The organism is Bacteroides sp. K03, assembly GCF_019734355.1.
Lineage (GTDB): Bacteria > Bacteroidota > Bacteroidia > Bacteroidales > Bacteroidaceae > Bacteroides > Bacteroides nordii.
This window is the reverse complement of record NZ_JAASHC010000044.1, coordinates 1-22,197: the sequence shown is the minus strand read 5'-3', so window position 1 is coordinate 22,197 and position 22,197 is coordinate 1. Positions and strand designations below refer to the sequence as shown.

The 22,197-nt window shown below is 39.4% G+C and carries 19 protein-coding genes; 13 read left to right on the top strand and 6 right to left on the bottom strand.

Annotated features, from left to right (window positions below; all coding sequences use genetic code 11):
• The first annotated feature begins 18 nt into the window (after positions 1-18).
• The 5 genes from HCG69_RS19750 to HCG69_RS19730 all read left to right on the top strand — a co-directional run bounded on the left by HCG69_RS19750 (position 19) and on the right by HCG69_RS19730 (position 5,862).
• A complete protein-coding gene (locus tag HCG69_RS19750; RefSeq protein WP_221651439.1) occupies positions 19-1,509 on the top strand; it encodes a xylulokinase in 1,491 nt (496 codons plus the stop codon).
• An 82-nt stretch (positions 1,510-1,591) separates the two neighbouring features.
• A complete protein-coding gene (xylA, locus tag HCG69_RS19745) occupies positions 1,592-2,908 on the top strand; it encodes a xylose isomerase (protein ID WP_221651438.1) in 1,317 nt (438 codons plus the stop codon).
• Between the two features lie 145 nt (positions 2,909-3,053).
• Positions 3,054-4,517 carry a D-xylose transporter XylE gene (gene xylE, locus HCG69_RS19740; protein ID WP_221651437.1) on the top strand — a complete coding sequence of 488 codons (1,464 nt, stop codon included), beginning with the start codon at positions 3,054-3,056 and terminating at the stop codon, positions 4,515-4,517.
• A gap of 254 nt (positions 4,518-4,771) precedes the next feature.
• Positions 4,772-5,404 carry a peroxiredoxin gene (locus tag HCG69_RS19735; protein WP_002560283.1) on the top strand — a complete coding sequence of 211 codons (633 nt, stop codon included), beginning with the start codon at positions 4,772-4,774 and terminating at the stop codon, positions 5,402-5,404.
• Positions 5,405-5,616: 212 nt separating this feature from the next.
• Complete coding sequence (locus HCG69_RS19730; protein WP_002560282.1) at positions 5,617-5,862, top strand: RNA-binding protein; 246 nt, start codon at positions 5,617-5,619, stop codon at positions 5,860-5,862.
• A gap of 78 nt (positions 5,863-5,940) precedes the next feature.
• On the opposite strand, the gene HCG69_RS19725 is transcribed toward HCG69_RS19730, so the two are convergent.
• Positions 5,941-7,329 carry a cytochrome c peroxidase gene (locus HCG69_RS19725; protein WP_221651436.1) on the bottom strand — a complete coding sequence of 463 codons (1,389 nt, stop codon included), beginning with the start codon at positions 7,327-7,329 and terminating at the stop codon, positions 5,941-5,943.
• A gap of 613 nt (positions 7,330-7,942) precedes the next feature.
• A complete protein-coding gene (locus tag HCG69_RS19720) occupies positions 7,943-8,992 on the bottom strand; it encodes a DUF2776 domain-containing protein (RefSeq protein WP_221651435.1) in 1,050 nt (349 codons plus the stop codon).
• A gap of 225 nt (positions 8,993-9,217) precedes the next feature.
• Here HCG69_RS19720 and ileS point away from each other — a divergent pair, with 225 nt between their 5' ends.
• The 5 genes from ileS (at position 9,218) to HCG69_RS19695 (ending at position 15,118) form a co-directional block, all read left to right on the top strand.
• The gene (gene ileS / locus HCG69_RS19715; protein WP_221651434.1) at positions 9,218-12,643 is read left to right on the top strand and encodes an isoleucine--tRNA ligase; all 3,426 of its coding nucleotides are present in this window, start codon (positions 9,218-9,220) and stop codon (positions 12,641-12,643) included.
• Between the two features lie 34 nt (positions 12,644-12,677).
• Complete coding sequence (locus HCG69_RS19710; RefSeq protein WP_002560277.1) at positions 12,678-13,058, top strand: TraR/DksA C4-type zinc finger protein; 381 nt, start codon at positions 12,678-12,680, stop codon at positions 13,056-13,058.
• A 109-nt stretch (positions 13,059-13,167) separates the two neighbouring features.
• Positions 13,168-13,800 (top strand): lipoprotein signal peptidase, encoded by a 633-nt coding sequence (locus HCG69_RS19705; RefSeq protein ID WP_221651433.1) that lies wholly within the window; start codon positions 13,168-13,170, stop codon positions 13,798-13,800.
• A gap of 8 nt (positions 13,801-13,808) precedes the next feature.
• The gene (locus HCG69_RS19700; RefSeq protein WP_221651432.1) at positions 13,809-14,849 is read left to right on the top strand and encodes a DUF4296 domain-containing protein; all 1,041 of its coding nucleotides are present in this window, start codon (positions 13,809-13,811) and stop codon (positions 14,847-14,849) included.
• A gap of 17 nt (positions 14,850-14,866) precedes the next feature.
• A complete protein-coding gene (locus tag HCG69_RS19695; RefSeq protein ID WP_221651431.1) occupies positions 14,867-15,118 on the top strand; it encodes a hypothetical protein in 252 nt (83 codons plus the stop codon).
• On the opposite strand, the gene HCG69_RS19690 is transcribed toward HCG69_RS19695, so the two are convergent.
• A complete protein-coding gene (locus tag HCG69_RS19690) occupies positions 15,069-15,833 on the bottom strand; it encodes an RNA methyltransferase (protein ID WP_221651430.1) in 765 nt (254 codons plus the stop codon). The two genes, HCG69_RS19695 and HCG69_RS19690, sit on opposite strands and share 50 nt — an antisense overlap.
• A gap of 186 nt (positions 15,834-16,019) precedes the next feature.
• On the opposite strand from HCG69_RS19690, the gene HCG69_RS19685 reads away from it, so the two are divergent.
• The 3 genes from HCG69_RS19685 to HCG69_RS19675 all read left to right on the top strand — a co-directional run bounded on the left by HCG69_RS19685 (position 16,020) and on the right by HCG69_RS19675 (position 20,141).
• Positions 16,020-16,382 carry a BlaI/MecI/CopY family transcriptional regulator gene (locus tag HCG69_RS19685; RefSeq protein ID WP_002560272.1) on the top strand — a complete coding sequence of 121 codons (363 nt, stop codon included), beginning with the start codon at positions 16,020-16,022 and terminating at the stop codon, positions 16,380-16,382.
• A gap of 14 nt (positions 16,383-16,396) precedes the next feature.
• A complete protein-coding gene (locus HCG69_RS19680; RefSeq protein WP_221651429.1) occupies positions 16,397-17,680 on the top strand; it encodes a TonB family protein in 1,284 nt (427 codons plus the stop codon).
• A gap of 151 nt (positions 17,681-17,831) precedes the next feature.
• On the top strand, positions 17,832-20,141 hold the full coding sequence (locus HCG69_RS19675) for a BamA/TamA family outer membrane protein (protein WP_221651428.1): 2,310 nt from the start codon (positions 17,832-17,834) through the stop codon (positions 20,139-20,141).
• Here the strand turns inward: HCG69_RS19675 and HCG69_RS19670 are convergent.
• The 3 genes from HCG69_RS19670 to HCG69_RS19660 all read right to left on the bottom strand — a co-directional run bounded on the left by HCG69_RS19670 (position 20,095) and on the right by HCG69_RS19660 (position 21,744).
• Positions 20,095-20,547: a hypothetical protein gene (locus tag HCG69_RS19670; protein WP_221651427.1), complete on the bottom strand. Its 453-nt coding sequence runs from the start codon at positions 20,545-20,547 to the stop codon at positions 20,095-20,097. The genes HCG69_RS19675 and HCG69_RS19670 overlap by 47 nt on opposite strands.
• Before the next feature lie 78 nt (positions 20,548-20,625).
• Complete coding sequence (locus tag HCG69_RS19665; protein ID WP_002560268.1) at positions 20,626-21,180, bottom strand: DUF3332 domain-containing protein; 555 nt, start codon at positions 21,178-21,180, stop codon at positions 20,626-20,628.
• Positions 21,181-21,300: 120 nt separating this feature from the next.
• A complete protein-coding gene (locus HCG69_RS19660; protein WP_221651426.1) occupies positions 21,301-21,744 on the bottom strand; it encodes a DoxX family protein in 444 nt (147 codons plus the stop codon).
• Positions 21,745-22,197: the final 453 nt, after the last annotated feature.

Genomic DNA, 22,197 nt, shown 5'->3' with positions numbered 1-22,197 from the left:
TAAATCGTAAATAACATCATGTATCTATTAGGTTATGACATAGGTAGTTCGTCAGTGAAGGCGAGCCTTGTAAATGCTGAAACAGGCAAGTGCATAGCTTCGGCATTTTTTCCAAAAACAGAAGCTGCTATTATTGCTGTTCATTCCGGATGGGCAGAACAAAATCCGGAGAACTGGTGGGAGAATTTAAAACTTTCCACACAAGCCATCCTGGCAGAATCGGGTATAGACGCTACTGATATTAAAGCGATTGGCATCTCTTACCAAATGCACGGACTGGTATGTGTTGACAAGAATCAGAAAGTACTTCGTCCTGCTATTATCTGGTGTGATTCGCGTGCTGTTCCCTATGGACAGAAAGCCTTTGAAACCCTCGGAGAAGAACTTTGCCTTTCTCACTTATTAAACTCTCCGGGCAACTTTACAGCATCCAAACTGGCGTGGATCAAAAAAAATGAACCGGCTGTCTATGAGCAGATTTATAAAATAATGCTTCCGGGTGATTACATCGCAATGAAATTGAGCGGAGACATCTGTACAACTGTAGAAGGGCTCTCCGAAGGTATATTCTGGGACTTCAAAAACAACCGGTTAGCCGATTTCCTGATGAAATATTACGGTTTTGATGAATCGCTGATTGCTGATGTTAAACCGACTTTTACAGAACAGGGACGTGTAAGTGCAGCTGCTGCAAACGAACTGGGTTTGAAAGAAGGTACACCTATCACTTATCGAGCAGGTGACCAACCCAACAATGCTCTTTCACTGAATGTATTCAATCCGGGTGAAATTGCATCTACAGCGGGAACATCCGGCGTGGTATATGGAGTAAATGGTGAAGTAAATTATGATCCTCAATCACGTGTCAATACCTTTGCACACGTTAATCACAGTGCCAGCCAGACCCGTCTCGGAGTATTACTCTGTATCAACGGAACCGGTATTCTCAATTCGTGGGTAAAACGCAATGTCGCTCCCGAAGGTATTTCATATAATGATATGAACGTATTGGCTGCAACAGCTCCCATTGGTAGTGCCGGGCTTAGTATACTTCCTTTTGGCAATGGTGCCGAACGTATGTTATGTAACAAAGAAATAGGTTGCAGCATCCGCGGTCTGGACTTCAATGCACATGGCAAGCAACATATAATCCGTGCAGCCCAGGAGGGGATAGTATTCTCGTTCAAATATGGTATTGATATTATGGGGCAAATGGGCATCCCGGTACAAAAAATCCATGCAGGACAGGCCAATATGTTTTTAAGCCCTGTCTTCCGTACTACCCTGGCAGGCGTAACAGGAGCTATCATCGAACTTTATGATACGGACGGATCGGTAGGGGCAGCCAAAGGAGCCGGTATCGGAGCAGGTATTTACAAGGATAACAATGAAGCATTTGCCACATTGGATAAACTGGAAGTGATTGAACCCGATACTGCCAAACAACAAGAGTATGCAGAGGCTTATGAAAGATGGAAATTCTGTCTGGAACAATCAATGAATAAATAATCTAAAAAAACAAAGTATAAACCTTGTAACCGATGTATAATCAGTATATATATATCAGTTACACAATCAATTAATTTAAATTATGGCAACAAAAGAGTATTTCCCCGGAATTGAAAAAATTAAATTTGAAGGTAAAGATAGTAAGAACCCAATGGCATTCCGCTACTACGATGCTGAAAAGGTGATCAATGGTAAGAAAATGAAAGACTGGCTGAAATTCGCCATGGCATGGTGGCATACACTCTGTGCGGAAGGTGGTGATCAGTTTGGTGGTGGAACAAAACAGTTCCCATGGAATGGCGAAAATAATCCTGTTCAGGCTGCCAAAAACAAAATGGATGCAGGCTTTGAATTCATGCAAAAAATGGGTATCGAATATTACTGTTTCCATGATGTAGACCTGGTGACAGAAGCTGATACAATTGAAGAATATGAAGCTAACCTGAAGGAAATTGTCGCTTATGCTAAACAGAAACAGGCAGAAACAGGTATCAAACTGTTGTGGGGTACTGCCAACGTATTTGGTCATGCACGTTATATGAATGGTGCAGCGACCAATCCGGATTTTGATGTAGTGGCTCGTGCTGCTGTTCAGATTAAGAATGCAATTGATGCAACGATCGAATTAGGTGGTTCTAATTATGTATTCTGGGGTGGACGCGAAGGCTATATGTCACTATTGAATACAGATCAGAAACGTGAAAAAGAACATCTCGCTCAGATGCTGATGATAGCCCGTGACTATGCCCGTGCACGTGGTTTCAAAGGTACTTTCCTGATTGAACCCAAACCAATGGAACCTACCAAACACCAATACGATGTAGATACCGAAACAGTGATCGGCTTCTTGAAAGCTCATGGGTTGGATAAAGACTTTAAGGTAAATATCGAAGTAAACCATGCAACATTGGCAGGTCATACTTTTGAACACGAACTGGCAGTAGCAGTTGACAATGGTATGCTGGGTTCTATTGACGCCAATCGTGGTGACTATCAGAATGGTTGGGATACAGACCAGTTCCCTATCGACAACTATGAACTGACACAGGCTATGATGCAGATTATCCGTAATGACGGATTAGGTAATGGAGGCACAAACTTTGACGCCAAAACCCGTCGTAACTCTACCGATCTGGAAGACATCTTTATAGCTCACATTGCCGGTATGGATGCTATGGCCCGTGCTCTGGAAAGTGCAGCCAATCTGCTGAATGAGTCTCCATACAAGAAGATGCTTGCTGATCGTTATGCCTCATTTGATACCGGTAAGGGTAAAGAATTTGAAGATGGTAAACTGTCCCTGGAAGATCTGGTTTCATATGCTAAAACAAACGGCGAACCCAAGCAAACCAGCGGCAAGCAAGAATTGTATGAAGCAATCGTAGCGATGTATTGTTAATAGTGATGAGTTTTTTAGTGATAAGTGATTAGTGCCATGCGGTATGTATCGCATAGCAGCTACTCACTTATCACCACTCACTTATCACCACTCACTTATCACTACTTACTTATCACTAATCACTACTCACTTATCACTATTTATTATGAATAATACAAATGAAGGTAGCAAACTCTACCTATATTCCATAACATCAGTAGCCATTCTGGGCGGATTGCTGTTTGGTTATGACACCGCAGTGATCTCAGGGGCAGAAAAAGGGCTTGAAGCCTTCTTCCTTACTGCCACCGATTTTCAGTATGACAAGGTTATGCACGGTATCACTTCTTCAAGTGCTTTGATAGGTTGTGTGCTGGGGGGGGCATTATCCGGAGTCTTTGCTTCCCGACTAGGACGCCGTAACTCATTACGACTGGCAGCTGTACTTTTCTTTCTTTCTGCATTAGGTTCTTACTATCCCGAATTTTTGTTTTTTGAATACGGTAAGGCTGATATGAATCTACTTATTGCATTCAACCTGTACCGTGTTTTAGGAGGTATCGGAGTAGGACTGGCATCCGCTGTATGTCCGATGTACATTGCCGAAATCGCTCCGTCCAATATTCGCGGAACATTGGTTTCCTGTAACCAGTTTGCCATTATCTTCGGTATGCTGGTGGTATATTTCGTTAACTATCTTATTATAGGCGATCATCAGAATCCGATCATCAATAAAGACGGAATGACAGGTGTTCTTTCTGTCAGTAGCGAGTCTGATATGTGGACTGTATATGAAGGATGGCGTTACATGTTTGGCTCTGAGGCATTCCCGGCAGCCATGTTCGGCCTGCTGCTATTCTTCGTTCCCAAAACTCCGCGTTATCTGGTGATGATAGATCAAGATCAGAAAGCATACTCTATCCTGGAGAAAGTAAATGGTGCTTCGAAAGCAAAAGAAATATTAGCAGAAATCAAAGCCACTTCTCAAGAGAAGACAGAGAAACTATTTACTTATGGTGTTGCAGTAATCGTAATAGGAATTCTGCTTTCTGTATTCCAACAGGCTATCGGTATTAATGCTGTACTATACTATGCTCCGCGTATTTTTGAAAATGCCGGTGCTGAGGGTGGGGGTATGATGCAAACGGTCATCATGGGTATTGTAAATATCATCTTCACATTGGTTGCCATCTTTACTGTAGATAAGTTTGGCCGTAAACCACTGCTTATTATTGGTTCCATCGGTATGGCATTCGGGGCTTTTGCTGTAGCTTTGTGTGATAGTATGGCTATTAAAGGTATCTTCCCGGTAGTATCCGTTATCGTTTACGCAGCTTTCTTTATGATGTCATGGGGGCCTATCTGCTGGGTATTGATTTCAGAAATCTTTCCGAATACAATCCGTGGCAAAGCAGTTGCCATTGCAGTGGCATTCCAATGGATATTCAACTATATTATATCCTCTACCTTCCCTGCACTCTACGATTTCAGTCCGATGTTTGCATACAGCCTTTACGGAATTATCTGTGTAATTGCCGCTATCTTTGTAGGACGCTGGGTACCAGAGACGAAAGGTAAAACTCTGGAAGATATGAGTAAACTTTGGAAAGATAGAAAAAAAGGAATTTAATATATAGGTTCTTTTATATATAGACTATGCATTTTAAGTATGCGTTAATTAGGTTATTAACACATACTTAAAATGCATAGTTTATATGTACAAAGTACGTACTTTTATAACCGTTGATATTCAATAGTTTATGAATGTGTTTTCATGCTAAATAGAGAAATATTATGTATCGTTAATCTTTGTTTTACGAACAAAGACCGGTGTACTTTGTTTTTCCGGTAATCATTAAATAACATCTAAAACAGAAGATAATTATGAGATCATTAATTGGAAAACAAGCGCCGAAATTCAATGCCACGGCAGTAATCAATGGGCATGAAATCGTTCCGAATTTCTCACTGGACCGATATAAGGGTAAAAAGTATGTAGTATTTTTCTTCTATCCGATGGATTTTACATTTGTATGTCCTACCGAACTGCATGCTTTCCAGGAAAAATTTGCCGAATTTGAAAAACGGAATGTTGCCTTGGTAGGTTGCTCAGTGGACTCCGAATACTCACATTACTCCTGGCTGCAAATGCCGAAGAATGAAGGAGGTATTCAGGGGGTGAAATATCCTATTGTATCCGATTTCTCTAAATCAATCTCTGAGAGCTATGGAGTACTGGCTGGAAGTTATGCTCCCGATGAAAATGGCAATTGGGTATGTGATGGGGCTCCGGTAGCTTTCCGTGGATTGTTTTTAATTGACAAAGAAGGTATTGTTCGTCATTGTGTTATCAACGACCTCCCATTAGGACGCAATGTAGATGAAGTATTACGTATGGTAGATGCGTTGCAGCATTTTGAAGAATACGGTGAAGTTTGTCCGGCTAACTGGTCTAAAGGCAAGGATGCTATGAGTGCAACCGAAAACGGAGTAGCTGACTACCTGAGCAAGCATTAATAAAAAGAGATACTAAAATATGAAAAAGGGTGTTTATTGAAAAATAAATGCCCTTTTATAGTTGATATTCCAAATATTATGACGTTATTTGCGCCGAAAACAATTGATCGTTTTATTATACTCTATTTTCTACCTAATCAGTTGAATCCGGATTTAATTTCAAACCTCTCTTGTTTCTAAATTTATTTATCAATTTTTATTTTTTGTATTTTATGAACATGTACATTGGAAACCTTAGCTATCGTGTTAAGGAAGCAGATCTGAGACAGGTAATGGAAGAGTATGGAACAGTAGATTCAGTAAAACTGATCATCGACCGTGACACTCGTAAATCTAAAGGATTCGCATTTGTAGAAATGCCTAACGACGATGAAGCTAAGCATGTAATTTCAGAACTGAACGGTGCTGAATATGAAGGTCGTGCAATGGTAGTAAAAGAAGCTTTGCCTCGTAACTAATCCATTCATATAGAAGTAATAAATAAGGGGATGCATTGTGAACAATACATCCCCTTATTATTTGTAAGAGTCCGGAATCTATAGTTCCTTACTATTATCATTAGTCAAAGGTTTACCCTTATATTCTCCTGTAAGAGTTTCCAGAAATGCTACAATCTCGTCTAACTCTCCATCAGATAAGATAGCATCTACTTGATATTTCGCCATATAGTCAACAGCATCTTTCATTGTTTTCATACTTCCATCATGGAAATAAGGAGCTGTTAGGGCTATGTTTCTCAAACCGGGAACTTTAAAACGGTGTTTGTCACGATCTGCTTTAGTCTGTTTGAAGCGCCCGTTGTCCTCTTCAGTCATTTCCAATCCGCGATCAGCGAAATAATCTCTTTTCACTCCCATCAGCTCATAAGATTGTCCACCAAGAGTTTCACCGACATGACATGTTGCACAGTCGTACTTTTTGAAAAGCTCATATCCAGTCAGTTCTGTATCGTTGATTGCACTCTTCTCGCCCTTCAGATAACGGTCAAAACGAGAGTTGGGAGTAAGCAATGTCTTCTCAAACTCTTCGATAGCATTGGTTATATTCTTCTCTGAATAACCTTCCGGATATACTTCCGTAAAAGCTTTTGTGAAGTTAACATCTTGCTGCAACTTAGCTATAATTTCGTCAAAAGAATGACAAGCCATCTCTACCGGATTTAGGGGAGGTCCGGCTGCTTGTTCGGCAAGCGTATTAGCACGTCCGTCCCAGAACTGTACGAAGTTATAAGCTGCATTGTAAACGGTAGGTGCATTTACACCTCCGAATTGTCCGCCGACCCCTTCAGAATATCGCTTATTATCTACACCACCAGTGTTCAATCCATGACAAGAAGCACAGGAGATGCTATTATCTGCCGAAAGACGGGTGTCATGATATAGCATATCTCCCAAAATAACTTTGTTCATATCTACCGGTAACGAATCCGCAACGGGACGTATGGGTTCATTAGCAAACTCAGCAGCAGCAAGTCCATTGGCATAATGCGCCAGACGGTGTTGTCTTACCCAGGCAAGTGCCATCTCTTTTTTTGTATCGGTGGTAACAGATCCCCAATGTACCATATAATATTGGTGCAAAGGCATTTTGCCATCCATCATTACTTTCTCTACCTTTGCTAAAGCTACTCTACCAACAGATTTACCAGCCTTTAATGCTTCAGCCATCTCTGTCATGTCAAAAGTTCGATAACCAGCAGCAACATCTTTCATAATCATGCTGTTGACAACGGGCCAGTCTGCATAAAAAGGAAGGTCGGGATTGGAAGAGTGACAGCGTAAACAGCCACCGGAGGTAATAATCTCCTGCATTTGTGCATCAGCAGTAAGCTCCTGTGATGGAGCTCTGTTTACCACGCAATAGGTGACAGCCAGAAAACCGACTACTACCAGTGATGCGATAATTAGTTTTGTGCTCTTTTTCATTGTGCATTCTTTTTTAGTTAGTTATTGCGATTTTTATAAATCAACGGACATAAAGACAACATCTACATCAGACAACTGAGGAAACATACGAATGATCAGATTGCATCCAATTAATATTAAAAAAGTATACTTATGTGTGATACTAATAAAAAGACGGGATAATATCAGTTTACTGTTTTCTCTGTACAAACACCGTAACAGACATCTCCACGCCATAGCCAAAATCACATTTAAAAGAAATGCAAAAAAAGGAAGCGGGAAATTATCTGTCGTTGCCTGCAACAATACTGCTAATGCATAGTAAAACGTTGCAAATAATGATTGCTTGTGCATGATGCTTTTCGTTTAACGCCACAAAGCTAATTAAAATTATGTATATAAACGTACAAAGTAAGAATTAAATTGTATTAAGTACAATCTTGGATTAAATTTAATAGATAAATCAAAGGGGAATGAAAGTTGCTTTGGATTTATGAATAATGCAACAGTAGTTGAAATCCGTTTAGCCTTGAACCCGATATCTAACTGATGATTCGCATAAATAATAAAAAGCCGGCAATCAAAGAAAAGTCTTCGATTACCGGCATTATTAACAGATAAATAATATTTTTCGCTATTTAGAAGATGTACCACTCTCCAAAATACTAACAATGGAAAAAAGAGTAAAGCAGATAGCTCCCAAACCAGTCAAAACACGGGCAGGAATGAAATAATCTTCGTGAATAGTTCCTAATTCAAAGGTAAAAGCTGCCAAAAACAAACATGCTAATGCTGTCAGAACAGGAATGATCGGAATACGACTGGATAAAGCAAACTCATGTCGCCAAACTTTGGCCAACAAAATTACTTTGCTGGAAATGCTGTAGCAAACCAATCCTAATCCAATCATTATATAACCAATTACTCCGTTTGTAGTGCTCGAATCGGCAAAGATAACAAACACCCCCCAAATAAAAGAAATAGCCCCCATTAACAGTACCAGTTTGGGCCATCGGTTACGTTCTGTAACCGAATATACATTCCTTACCTGACGGGCAATAGTTGCTACCAAAGCAATCAGACTGGTACAAATACAAGCAAGCCCCACCATTACATGCCCAGCTACGAAGTAAGCGGGATGTATTTCACTCTGCCCTAACAGAAGGAAAGCCCATATCCAGGCAACACCAGACGTTATAACTACTATTCCTTTTAATACACGTTCTTGCCCAGCTGTAAAAGCCTTCTGAGGAACATTATGCCCGGTATCTTTCGCATTGGTGGGAATTAAGGAAAAACGGGTGGAAGAAGTAGCAGCAGTTGCCACACAAATTGTAATTAACCCTACTCCGGTCACTACATGCCCGGCAACGAATGAATGGGAGTCATCAGAGGAAGTGAATAGAACAACACCACCAATGATTGTAATTACGGCAACCAAATAGGCAATGGCAGGCAAAGCATATTGAGAATTTCGCCCATATGTATGAATTATCTGACGTATGATAGTAGCAGCCGTAGCGAAAAGTGCAATACAAATCATACCCAATGAAAATACAACAGGACCTGCTACCAAACGGTTAGGATCGTCCCCCAATACATAAATAAATGTCCCGTAGCCGAAACATAACAAAGCCATTGCCAATGGAATAGCTCTGAATAACACGCTTATACCGTAATTCATAATTCTATATAATTTTAAAAATTTCCACTACAACAAGGTTTAACGTGATTTGTTTTTATCCGGTTACTGCTTTTTAGAGTCTTTTCACAAGAGGGCTATTTCTACCGGATTGAAATTAAAAAGCCTTTTCTTGTATGCAAACGAATGTTTTTGTACATTTGCACCCTTAAAATAAGGAGGGTACCTCCAACTGTAATTGTAAATAGTAAAATCGTATCTATAGTCATGAGCAAGAAGTTCGCCGAATATTCGCAGTTCGACCTTTCACAGGTAAATAAGGACGTATTGAAAAAATGGGACGAAAACCTGGTTTTCGCCAAAAGTATGACAGAACGTGAAGGCTGCCCTTCGTTTGTATTTTACGAAGGACCTCCTTCAGCTAATGGTATGCCGGGCATTCACCATGTGATGGCTCGCTCTATCAAAGATATTTTCTGCCGATACAAAACAATGAAAGGCTATCAGGTAAAACGTAAAGCCGGTTGGGATACGCATGGATTGCCTGTAGAGCTGGGTGTGGAAAAAGCGATGGGTATCACTAAAGAGGATATCGGTAAGAGTATTTCCGTGGCCGAATATAATGCAGCTTGCCGTAAAGATGTGATGAAATTCACCAAAGAATGGGAAGATCTGACTCATAAAATGGGATATTGGGTGGATATGCAACATCCGTATATCACGTATGATAACCGTTATATCGAAACCTTGTGGTGGCTATTGAAACAGTTATATAAAAAGGGACTACTTTACAAAGGATATACCATTCAACCTTATTCTCCGGCTGCCGGAACAGGATTAAGCTCACACGAGTTAAACCAACCGGGTTGCTATCGCGATGTGAAAGATACGACTGTAGTAGCACAGTTTAAGATGAAGAACCCGAAACCTGAAATGACAGAGTGGGGGACTCCTTTCTTCCTTGCATGGACTACTACGCCATGGACTTTGCCCTCAAATACTGCGCTTTGTGTAGGTCCTAAGATAGATTATGTAGCTGTACAATCATACAATACATATACCGGCCAGCCAATCACAGTGGTATTAGCAAAACAATTACTGAATGCTCACTTTAATCCAAAAGCTGCTGAACTGAAGCTTGAAGATTATAAACCGGGGGACAAGTTGGTTCCGTTCAAAGTGATAGCCGAATACAAAGGTACTGACCTTGTAGGTATGGAATATGAGCAACTGATCCCATGGGTTAACCCAGGTGAAGGTGCATTCCGCGTCATCTTGGGTGATTATGTAACTACTGAGGATGGTACAGGTATCGTACATATTGCTCCGACATTTGGTGCAGACGATGCTCAGGTAGCAAAAGCAGCCGGCGTTCCTCCTTTGCAGTTAATCAATAAGAAAGGCGAACTCCGTCCTATGGTAGACCTTACCGGTAAATTCTATACTTTAAATGAACTGGACGAAGCGTTTGTAAAAGAACGGGTTAACGTTGAACTATATAAAGAATATGCAGGCCGTTTCGTAAAGAATGCCTATGATCCGAATCTTACTGAGCAGGACGAGTCATTGGATGTAAGTATTTGCATGATGATGAAAGCCAACAACCTGGCATTCAAAATAGAAAAGCATGTGCACAACTATCCGCACTGCTGGCGTACGGACAAACCGGTATTGTACTACCCGCTGGATAGTTGGTTTATTCGTTCTACTGCCTGCAAAGACCGTATGATAGAGCTGAACAAAACAATCAACTGGAAACCGGAATCTACCGGTACAGGACGTTTCGGTAAATGGCTGGAAAATCTGAATGACTGGAACCTGAGCCGCTCTCGTTATTGGGGTACTCCGTTGCCTATCTGGCGTACGGAAGATAACAGTAGTGAAATATGTATTGAATCAGTAGAGGAACTATACAATGAAATAGAGAAATCGGTAGCTGCCGGATTTATGAAATCTAATCCTTACAAAGAAAAAGGATTCGTTCCGGGACAGTATACAGATGATAATTACGATAAAATAGACTTGCACCGTCCATATGTGGATGATATCATCCTGGTATCCGAAGACGGAAAGCCTATGAAACGTGAAACAGACCTTATCGACGTATGGTTTGATTCAGGTGCTATGCCCTATGCACAAATTCACTATCCTTTTGAAAATAAAGAATTGCTGGATAGCCATGAGGTATATCCGGCAGATTTTATCGCAGAAGGTGTGGACCAGACACGCGGATGGTTCTTTACACTACATGCTATTGCAACAATGGTATTCGATACCATATCTTATAAAGCTGTTATCTCTAACGGTCTGGTATTAGATAAGAATGGCAATAAAATGTCCAAACGTCTGGGCAATGCTGTTGATCCGTTCTCTACAATTGAGAAATACGGTTCTGACCCGTTGCGTTGGTATATGATAACGAATTCTTCGCCATGGGATAACCTGAAGTTTGACATAGATGGTATCGAAGAAGTTCGTCGTAAATTCTTCGGTACTTTATATAACACATATTCATTCTTCGCGTTATACGCCAATGTCGATGGATTTGAATACAAGGAAGCAGATGTACCTATGACAGAACGTCCGGAAATAGATCGCTGGATACTTTCTGTGCTGAATACACTGATTAAAGAAGTGGATACTTGTTATAATGAATACGAACCGACCAAAGCAGGACGACTGATCTCGGATTTTGTGAACGATAATCTATCTAATTGGTATGTTCGTTTGAACCGTAAACGTTTCTGGGGAGGTGAGTTCACACAAGATAAACTGTCTGCTTATCAAACGCTGTACACATGTCTTGAAACAGTAGCCAAACTAATGGCACCGATTGCCCCGTTCTATGCAGATCGTTTATATAGCGACTTGATTGCTGCTACCGGACGTGACAATGTCGTTTCTATTCACCTTGCTAAATTCCCTGAATACAATGAAGAGATGATAGACAAAGGGCTGGAAGCACGTATGCAAATGGCACAGGACGTCACTTCAATGGTATTGGCATTGCGCCGTAAAGTAAACATTAAAGTTCGCCAACCGTTGCAATGTATTATGGTTCCTGTAATAGACGAGGAGCAGAAGGCTCACATCGAAGCGGTAAAAGCATTGATTATGAATGAGGTGAATGTAAAAGATATCAATTTTGTAGATGGTGCTGCCGGTGTATTGGTGAAGAAAGTAAAATGTGATTTCAAAAAACTAGGTCCGAAGTTTGGAAAGCAGATGAAGGCCGTAGCTGCTGCTGTTGCAGAAATGTCACAAGAGGCTATTGCCGAACTGGAAAAGAATGGTAAATATACATTGAATCTGGATGGAACAGAGGCTGTGATAGAAACGTCAGATGTGGAAATCTTCAGTGAAGATATACCGGGATGGCTGGTTGCTAATGAAGGTAAACTGACAGTTGCTCTTGAAGTTACCGTTACTGAAGAGCTTCGTCGTGAAGGTATTGCCCGTGAATTAGTGAACCGCATTCAAAATATTCGTAAATCAAGTGGATTTGAAATAACTGACAAGATTCGGATAACAATCTCTAAAAATCCACAGACAGATGATGCGGTAACAGAATATAATAATTATATTTGTAACCAAGTTTTGGGTACATCCCTGACTTTGGCAGATGAGGTAAAAGACGCTACGGAGCTTAATTTCGATGACTTTTCTTTATTTGTCAATGTAGTAAAAGAATAATTCTAATACCAATAACCTCTAAAAAGTAAAAATTATGGCAGAAAAGACAAGATATTCGGATGCGGAACTTGAGGAGTTCCGTGCCATTATAATGGAGAAACTGGAGTTGGCACAACGTGATTACGATCAGTTGAAACTCAGTCTGATGGGGCTTGATGGAAACGATACTGATGACACATCACCCACATACAAAGTACTGGAAGAAGGAGCTAACACACTGTCAAAAGAAGAAACGACTCGCTTGGCACAACGTCAACTGAAGTTTATTCAAGGATTGCAGGCTGCTCTTGTACGTATTGAAAACAAAACGTATGGTATTTGCCGTGAAACAGGAAAGTTGATTCCTGCAGAGCGCCTGCGTGCTGTGCCTCATGCTACACTCAGCATTGAAGCAAAGAATAGTGGCAAGAAATAAAATTAGTGACGAGCTATAAGCTACAAATCACATGTGCTGTGCGTTATTTGCAAAGTACTTGTAATTTGTAACTTATAGCTCGTAGCTTATATAACTTGTATTCAACAAAATGAAAAAACTACTCACGAAAGGACAAATTGCCCTGCTCGTTATCTTCTCGGTGCTGATTATAGACCAGATTATTAAAATTTGGATTAAGACCCATATGTACTGGCACGAAAGTATTCGGATTACCAACTGGTTCTATATCTATTTTACAGAAAACAATGGGATGGCATTTGGTATGGAGATCTTTGGAAAACTATTCCTTACCACTTTCCGTATTATTGCCGTAGCATTGATAGGATGGTATCTGTATAAGATTGTAAAGAGAGGATTTAAAACGGGATACATTGTCTGTGTTTCTTTGATTCTTACCGGAGCACTGGGAAATATTATTGATAGCGTATTTTATGGAGTACTGTTTAACGAGAGTACACATTCACAAATTGCCAGTTTTATGCCCGAAGGGGGAGGATACTCCACCTGGTTTTATGGAAAGGTAGTAGATATGTTTTATTTCCCGATTATTGATACTACCTGGCCTACATGGATACCGTTTGTTGGGGGAGAGCATTTTATATTCTTTAGTCCCATCTTTAATTTTGCTGATGCCGCTATCAGTTGTGGTATCATCGCATTGCTTCTTTTTTATAGTAAATATCTGAATGAGTCTTATCACTCACACGAAAAAAAGGACTAAGACAGAACATGAAAAGAGATTTCCGGTGCCGGTTGTATATCATATGCCTGTTAGTGGTATTCGTTGTTGGTTGTAAGGTTAAAAGACCCGATGGAGTTCTTCCGGAAGCAACAATGGAAAATTTGTTATATGATTATCATATAGCGAAAGCAATGGGTGATAATTTGCCATACAATGAGAATTATAAAAAAGTATTGTATACAAATGCTGTATTTAGCAAATATGGTACAACGGAAGCTGTTTTCGATTCGTCTATGGTATGGTATACACGTAATACGGAAGTACTGGCCAAAGTCTATGAAAGAGTTAGCAAAAGGCTAAAAGCACAACAAAACTCGATCAATCACTTAATTGCTATACGCGACAAAAAGCCAATGACATCTACTCCTGGCGACAGCATTGATGTATGGGCATGGCAACGTATGAGGCGCCTAACGGGAATGCCGATAGATAATAAACTGACGTTTGTCCTACCCTCGGATTCTAATTTCAAGAAACGCGATACATTGGTATGGGAAGTCCGTTATCATTTCCTTGAAGGTGCCAAACCGGATACGACCCTGTTTGCATTAATGGGTATGCAGATTCAATTTGAAAATGACAGTATTATTAGTGAAACCAAACGAGTAACAGAGTCGGGGATACAGCGTATCCGCCTGCAATCGGATACGTTGGGAGCTATCAAAGAAGTGAAAGGATTTATCTATTATCCAAAGAAAAAGACACCGCATACTTTATTGACTGACGGTATCACACTCATGCGTTATCACTCTAATGATACGTTGCCGGTTTTGAATGATTCCTTAAAAACAGATTCTCTTAAGCGGGATGTAGTGAAAGAGGTTACTTCAAAAGAAACAGCCGATACAATAGAGAAAGTAGATCAGCAACCTCAGCCAAGATTGACTCCGGAAGAGATGAATCGCCGTCGCAGCAATCTGCAACGTGAGGTGAAACCGGAGCAACTCGAAGTAGAGAAGCACATACAAATGGAGAAACGTGAAATAAGACAAGAACGGCAAATGAATCAACGCCGCCGGTCACAGTAAATTTCAAAACTAACAAAATGAAACGCTTTGCTTCTCATTATTTGCATGCACCAGATACTGGTTTTCTCAAACAACAGGTAGTAGAAATGGAGGGAGAATACGTTGTGAGATTCTTCCCCCTTACCGAAGAAATAGAATCGGTAGAATGGTTACCGGGCGTCATAGAACTAACCCAGGTGAAAGATAAATTCTGCGCTTATCTTTTATTTCCTTTTGATTTTACAATGATGCAGCCTGTCGCCGAAACTCGGCGCAGACAATTGCTGTAGCAATAGCTACATTGAGCGATTCGGAAGTTTCTCTCTCCTGAGGATAGTTAGGAATATATAGTTTCTGATTGATTAGTGCCTCCACCTCTTTACTAATTCCATTTCCTTCATTTCCCATTACAATCAATCCATTACGGGACAATGGCTGCCCGTATATATTCTTTCCATCCAGAAATGTTCCGTAAACAGGAATATCACCAAGAGAACGAATTAAGCCGGGCAGGGGAGTATAATATGTTTTTACACGGGCTATACCGCCCATAGTAGCTTGTACCGTCTTAGGATTATAAACATCCACTGTATTAGATGAACAAATAATATGCTCTATGCCAAACCAATCAGCAAGACGAATAATTGTACCCAGGTTTCCCGGATCCTGTACATCATCCAGGGCAAGACAGAGCGAATCACGAAGAATAGAAGTATTTAAAACATATTCCGGTTGCCTGAATACGGCGAGTACCTGTTGAGGAGTCTTCAATAAACTGGCACGTGATAGTTCATCCAGAGTAACTTCTGCTATTTCATCTGCCTGAACAGATGCGTGTTCTCGTAACCAGGAAGGAGTAGCAGCCAAAAAGGTACAAGAAAGGTGTCCAAGTAAATCACCCACCAGTTTCGGACCTTCAGCCAGAAAGACTTTCTCTTCTTTACGTATCTTTTTTAGCTCCAATGAGCGAATGTACTTTATTTTATTTTTGCTTAATAGTGCCATATAAACTTGATATTTACGGCAAAGCTATAAAGATATTTCCAATATACCACTTTCTCACGATTCTTTTTCTATATCTTTTTTTTTATGATTAACATTATTTATACCAATAAATATATACTATCTACTTAATTATCGTAGATTTGCTTAAAAATAGTAGACTGATTATCAGTAGTAAACAAAAATAAAATGGAAAGACTTACACAGCAAGAAGAAGAAGTAATGCTTTACTTTTGGAAGATAGGCCCAAGTTTTATAAGAGATGTACTGAATCAAATGCCTGCCCCAAAGCCTCCTTATACCAGTGTGGCATCTGTAGTACGTAATTTAGAGAAGAAACAATATCTGTCTCCTTTCAAACTGGGCAACTCTATTCAGTATCATCCCATAATCAAAGAGAGTGATTACAAGCGTTATTTTCTTAGTGGAGTGGTAAGTAATTATTTTACCGGATCCTATAAAGAAATGGTTTCATTTTTTGTGAGAGATCGTAAAATCAGCAAAAAGGAACTGAAAGAACTTATTAATATCATTGAAGACGAAGAATCTTAAAAACAACCAGAGATATGACACTTTTTATTCTATACTTCATGAAGGTAAATATAGCATTAGTTGTGCTGTACTTCTTTTATAAATTATTGTTTAGTAAAGATACCTTCTTTGGATTACGCAGACTGATGTTGATTTTAATCTATATCATCGCATTCACATATCCTTTGTTTGATCTTTCTGCCTGGATGATAGTAGACAATAATGTAACCGGCGTAGTAAACACCCTATATCAAAAGGTATTGCCCGAAATAATAATCGTAAGTGAAACAGCTGATAATGCATCATCTTTTCCATTGGTTACAATAGTTCTTACAGGCCTTTACATAGCAGGAGTGATTATCTTATTAACCCGTACATTGCTGGAAATCAGCAAAACCTGTATCATACTTCATCATAGTAAAAAAGTATATATTGATGGAATCCGCATATGCCAGCCCAAAGAAAAACAAGAGCCTTATTCTTTCTTTAAGTGGATTTGTGTGTATCCAGGTATGTATAATGAAAAAGAGACAAAAGAGATATTGGTACATGAACAGACGCATGTACGCGAACTTCACTCGGCGGATATATTATTGGCACAACTCATAATTATTCTTTGCTGGTTCAATCCTTTTGCCTGGCTCATACGAAGCGAAATGCGTATTAACCATGAGTATCTTGCCGACAGGAAGGTGGTGACGAGCGGTTACGACAGAAAAACTTATCAATATCATCTTTTAGGTCTCAAACAGAATCAACTGGCTGCAGCAAATTTATATAATAACTTTAGTGTATTACCTTTAAAGAACCGAATTAAAATGTTAAACAGAAAAAGAACCCGTAACATCATGAGAAGCAAATACCTCATGTTTATTCCTGTAACTGCTTTGTTGATTCTATTCAGTAACTGTACAAACACAGCCAAAGAAGAATCAACAGAAGAAAAAGTGGAAGTAAAATACATCCCGACAGAAGTCAAACCGGATACAGCAGACATCGCCAATGCTGTTTTCGATATGGTAGAAGAAATGCCGGAATTCAAAGGAGGCAATAAGGCACTGATGGACTATCTGGCTGCAAACCTACAGTATCCGAAAGGAGCTGAAACCAAAGGAACACAAGGTCGTGTTATCGTACAATTCATTGTTAATACGGATGGCAGTATTGATAATGCAAAAGTAATTCGCAGTGTTGATCCTGAATTGGATGCGGAAGCCTTGCGTGTGATCAATGAAATGCCGAAATGGAAACCGGGGACACAAAAAGGTGAACCGGTACGTGTAAAATATACCGTACCAGTTATGTTCCGTCTGAAATAAACGGCGGTCAGAGATAAAACATTGAAATCACCAATAGTTCGCCCCCACGATGTTGTAGCAACTTCTTAGGGGCGAATTAGCATTTATTATTTCCCCATACAGAAAAATTCGCCTATATTTGTAGGGTATTTGAGGCAACTAATAAAACCCTATGAGGAGAGGATATCTTTACACGTTACTTTCTTTTGCCATTCTGACGCTGGCTTCGTGTTCCGCTACCAAGTTTGTGCCGGATGGTTATTATTTATTGGACGAAGTTAAAGTATCTACTGACAACAAAGACGTAAAATCTTCCAGCCTGCGTAATTATGTACGTCAAAATCCCAATGCAAAATGGTTTAGCCTGATAAAAACACAGTTGTATGTTTATGATCTTTCAGGGCGTGATTCCAGCAAATGGTACAATAAATTTCTTCGTAAAATAGGAGATGCTCCGGTTATTTACAACGAAAACGAAGCACAACGCTCACAGGAGGAAATAACAAAAGCTGTCCAAAATATGGGATATATGAGTGCTTCCGTTAAATGTACAACGAAAACAAAGAAAAAGAAACTGAAACTATATTATGAGGTAGCTACAGGTAAGCCTTATACTGTACGTACATTGAAATATGACATTAGTGACCCCAAAGTAGGTGAGTATATGCAGAAAGATTCTGCTAATACTTTGTTGAAAGAAGGTATGTTGTTTGACGTAAATGTATTGGACGCAGAACGGCAACGAATAACGGATCATCTATTGCGTAACGGATACTATAAATTCAATAAAGACTATATTTCATATACTGCTGATACCGTGCGTAACACTTATCTCGTGGATCTTACTTTACATCTGCAACCTTATAAAACGCACACTACTGATACCCCCAAAGCACATAATCAATATCACATCAACAAAATAAATTTTATCACAGACTATGATGTTCTCCAGTCTTCTGCATTGAGTAGTATTGAAATTAATGACTCCATACATTACAATGGTTATCCCATCTATTATAAAGATAAGTTATATCTGCGACCTAAAGTATTGACAGATAATCTACTGTTCTTTCCAGGAAATCTGTATAACGAACGCGATGTACAACGTACTTACTCAAACTTCGGACGCCTGCCAGCATTGAAATACACCAATATCCGTTTCTTTGAAACTCTGGCAGGAGACAGTACATTACTGAATTGTTATGTGATGCTAACCAAAAGTAAACATCAATCAATCTCTTTTGAATTGGAAGGAACAAATTCTGCCGGTGATCTTGGAGCAGCAGCTTCCATATCTTTCCAGCATCGGAATCTCTTTCGTGGTTCCGAAACGTTTATGATGAAGTTTCGTGGTGCATATGAAGCAATTACCGGATTGCAAGGCGACTATCATAGTAACAACTACACAGAATATGGTATAGAAACGAGTATAAACTTTCCGAGCTTCTTATTTCCTTTTCTGAATTCTGATTTTAAACGTAAAATACGTGCTACCACAGAGTTTGGTTTGCAATATAGTTACCAGCTACGCCCGGAATTCTCACGTACAGTAGCTTCGGCTTCGTGGAGTTACAAATGGACACAGCGTCAACGGGCACAACACCGTATTGACCTAATAGATATCGGTTATCTGTATTTACCCTGGATCTCCCAGAAGTTTCGCGAAGACTATATCAACAAGGGGCAGAATCATATTTTTGAATACAACTATAAGAACCGGCTTATTGTACGCATGGGTTATAGTTATAATTATAACAGTGCCGGAAATGCTTTGGTGAACAATACCATCAGTTCTAATTCTTATTCTATCCGTGCCAATATAGAATCGGCAGGAAATATTTTATATGCATTCTCTAAAGCGATCAGTATACGAAAAAACAATGATGGCGAATATGCCATTCTCGGCATTCCGTATGCACAGTATCTGAAAGGTGATTTTGACTTTGCCAAGAATATCCGGATAGATAATCGTAATTCATTGGCATTTCATGCTGGTTTTGGTATTGCGGTTCCATATGGCAATGCAAAGACTATTCCATTTGAGAAGCAATACTTCTCAGGAGGTGCCAACAGTGTACGCGGATGGTCTGTACGTGATTTAGGGCCGGGTTCATTTCCCGGTGATGGTAACTTCCTGAATCAGTCAGGCGACATCAAACTGGATGCAAGCATCGAGTATCGAAGTAAGTTGTTCTGGAAATTTCAGGGAGCCGCCTTTATCGACGCTGGTAATATCTGGACAATCCGTGATTACGCCAATCAACCGGGCGGTGTATTCAAGTTCAATGAATTCTATAAGCAGATTGCCGTTGCTTATGGCTTAGGTTTACGTTTGGATCTGGATTTCTTTGTTTTACGCTTCGACGGAGGTATGAAAGCTATCAATCCGGCTTATAAAAATGGTAAAGACCGCTGGCCCATTATTCATCCTAAGTTCAGTCGTGATTTTGCATTCCACTTTGCAGTGGGTTATCCATTTTAACCAACCATCTTTCACCCTCTTTTATCAAATGAATGGTATCCTGTTTCTCAGTAAGAATAGCAGATGTACCATTGAAGAAATCAGCTTTCAGATAATTTTTTACTGAACAGATAACAGTTGCATGCCCTTCTTCCGGATTCATCTGCTCACTAATTACAGTCACAATAACCGGCCCTTTTGCATTTACCTTGTCAATGAGCTCCTGCGTAGTGTTTGTAGCCATATAACTAAGATATGGGAGGGAAGCCGGAGCAACCAATTCTTTGGTAGCCGCATAATCAAGATCATAAAAGGTTTCACAGAATGCTATTGCATTGCGTACAACTTCACTTTGAGGTACCTGTTTCTGACAGGCAGTAACCAAACTCATAAAAACAACGAGAGAGAATATTCGTAGTATTTTCATAACTTAGTGAATAAAAAAGATGAAACATCTCTTTGTACAGAGCATGTTTCATCTTTTGACATTTCTTTATGCATTAAATTAACGGGCAGCAAACAGCAGACCGTTCATTACCATCTGACGTGCTGCAAGAGTTCCCTGAGCATCCAGAGTGACAGTCATTGACTCGCCATTAGGCAAATACATCTGCGCTGTACCATCATTGTTCATTTTCAAAAGTTCGGTACTCTCACCATTAGCTACTACATTCCAGGTATTTGCTTCCTTGTTGTAGATCAGTTCCATAGCAGTTTTCTCACCCTCTTTTGTAATTGAATAACCATTCTCCAAAGTTTCTACCAGATAGTTGCCATTTTCGCCTTTTACTTTCTTTACATCTCCTGCATTTGCCATCGGGTTAGAGCCGCTCCAAAACTCAATAGAGTTGATAACCAAAGCATCCGCCAAATATGCAACGCCATATACCGGAACGATGTTCAGTGCAAGAAACACAAGTTCGTTTACAAACTTATTTCCTACCGACTGATTCCAGGAAGAAATACGATTAAATAAACCAAATGAACCTACACATGAGCTAAACAAAATAGTACCGCTCAGAGCAAAAGCTGCGACCAATGTCAATCTGTTTTTTTTCATAATTTCTGTTTTTTAGTTGTTATTTTGTGAAACGATAAAAGACTTATAATAGCTATAAGTCCTTTATACAGTTGCAAATATAAACCTTTTAATTAATAGAAACAAAACATGGTGCAATTTCTATTTTACATTTTTTCTTCGTTTCTGAAGCTCATTTCCTAATAAATAGTCGACAGAAAACTTGCCGGGACCGGATATATACATCAATATAAATACAACTAAATAGATGAGTGCCAGTTCTTTTACTGCAAAAGCATCATTACCATGAATTACAAAGAACGCCATGCCCATTGTAAAAATCATAGGCAACATAGCCAGACGATATAATATACCAACGATAAACGCCATTGAACAAACGAGTTCTCCGAAGATAGCCAGTCCCAGAGATAACGGGCTACCTACACCTAACGGATCAGGGAAAGCTATGGATAGTTCCTGATAACTGCTCCATTTCTGTATGCCGTGATTCATCAACAGTAAACCAAAGAAAATACGTAATGCAAGTAAGAATAAAGATGCCCCTGTACTATTGGGCTTTGAGGGGAATAAAAAATTGTAGATCATAAGTTTCATTTTTTAGTTTGATAATTTATACAATATAAACAAACCTTAGCTTCACATTGTTTAAATTGATTCATATCAAATAAAGCATTACAGAGATAAAAAGTATAAACTCTTTTTGCCAGCCTTTGTTATTAGATATATATTACATTAATAGAAAGGAATAAAGTTATGAAAAAGGTAAAAGATTTCTTCAAAGATTGTCTCGAAGAAATAGGTAGAGGCATACTCCATGAATATGGCTATTTTGAAGAGGATGACAAATAATAAAATAGAATAAGGAAGCAATATACTTCCACAAATCTTCTCACACCTCCGGAGTATATTCAATTACTTCGGAGGTATTTTATACATCCCGGTTCCAAATATTAGAAGCATAACTTCTATGTTGTATTCCTAATAATTGAATACTTTTTTATTTGTTATTAACTTTATAAATCAATTAGTTATCTCTTT

Bases quoted from the DNA above. Each gene is read 5' to 3' on its own strand.
- HCG69_RS19750 (WP_221651439.1), top strand. From the start codon at position 19: ATGTATCTATTAGGTTATGACATAGGTAGTTCGTCAGTGAAGGCGAGC.
- xylA (WP_221651438.1), top strand. From the start codon at position 1,592: ATGGCAACAAAAGAGTATTTCCCCGGAATTGAAAAAATTAAATTTGAA.
- xylE (WP_221651437.1), top strand. From the start codon at position 3,054: ATGAATAATACAAATGAAGGTAGCAAACTCTACCTATATTCCATAACA.
- HCG69_RS19735 (WP_002560283.1), top strand. From the start codon at position 4,772: ATGAGATCATTAATTGGAAAACAAGCGCCGAAATTCAATGCCACGGCA.
- HCG69_RS19730 (WP_002560282.1), top strand. From the start codon at position 5,617: ATGAACATGTACATTGGAAACCTTAGCTATCGTGTTAAGGAAGCAGAT.
- HCG69_RS19725 (WP_221651436.1), bottom strand. From the start codon at position 7,329: ATGAAAAAGAGCACAAAACTAATTATCGCATCACTGGTAGTAGTCGGT.
- HCG69_RS19720 (WP_221651435.1), bottom strand. From the start codon at position 8,992: ATGAATTACGGTATAAGCGTGTTATTCAGAGCTATTCCATTGGCAATG.
- ileS (WP_221651434.1), top strand. From the start codon at position 9,218: ATGAGCAAGAAGTTCGCCGAATATTCGCAGTTCGACCTTTCACAGGTA.
- HCG69_RS19710 (WP_002560277.1), top strand. From the start codon at position 12,678: ATGGCAGAAAAGACAAGATATTCGGATGCGGAACTTGAGGAGTTCCGT.
- HCG69_RS19705 (WP_221651433.1), top strand. From the start codon at position 13,168: ATGAAAAAACTACTCACGAAAGGACAAATTGCCCTGCTCGTTATCTTC.
- HCG69_RS19700 (WP_221651432.1), top strand. From the start codon at position 13,809: ATGAAAAGAGATTTCCGGTGCCGGTTGTATATCATATGCCTGTTAGTG.
- HCG69_RS19695 (WP_221651431.1), top strand. From the start codon at position 14,867: ATGAAACGCTTTGCTTCTCATTATTTGCATGCACCAGATACTGGTTTT.
- HCG69_RS19690 (WP_221651430.1), bottom strand. From the start codon at position 15,833: ATGGCACTATTAAGCAAAAATAAAATAAAGTACATTCGCTCATTGGAG.
- HCG69_RS19685 (WP_002560272.1), top strand. From the start codon at position 16,020: ATGGAAAGACTTACACAGCAAGAAGAAGAAGTAATGCTTTACTTTTGG.
- HCG69_RS19680 (WP_221651429.1), top strand. From the start codon at position 16,397: ATGACACTTTTTATTCTATACTTCATGAAGGTAAATATAGCATTAGTT.
- HCG69_RS19675 (WP_221651428.1), top strand. From the start codon at position 17,832: ATGAGGAGAGGATATCTTTACACGTTACTTTCTTTTGCCATTCTGACG.
- HCG69_RS19670 (WP_221651427.1), bottom strand. From the start codon at position 20,547: ATGAAAATACTACGAATATTCTCTCTCGTTGTTTTTATGAGTTTGGTT.
- HCG69_RS19665 (WP_002560268.1), bottom strand. From the start codon at position 21,180: ATGAAAAAAAACAGATTGACATTGGTCGCAGCTTTTGCTCTGAGCGGT.
- HCG69_RS19660 (WP_221651426.1), bottom strand. From the start codon at position 21,744: ATGATCTACAATTTTTTATTCCCCTCAAAGCCCAATAGTACAGGGGCA.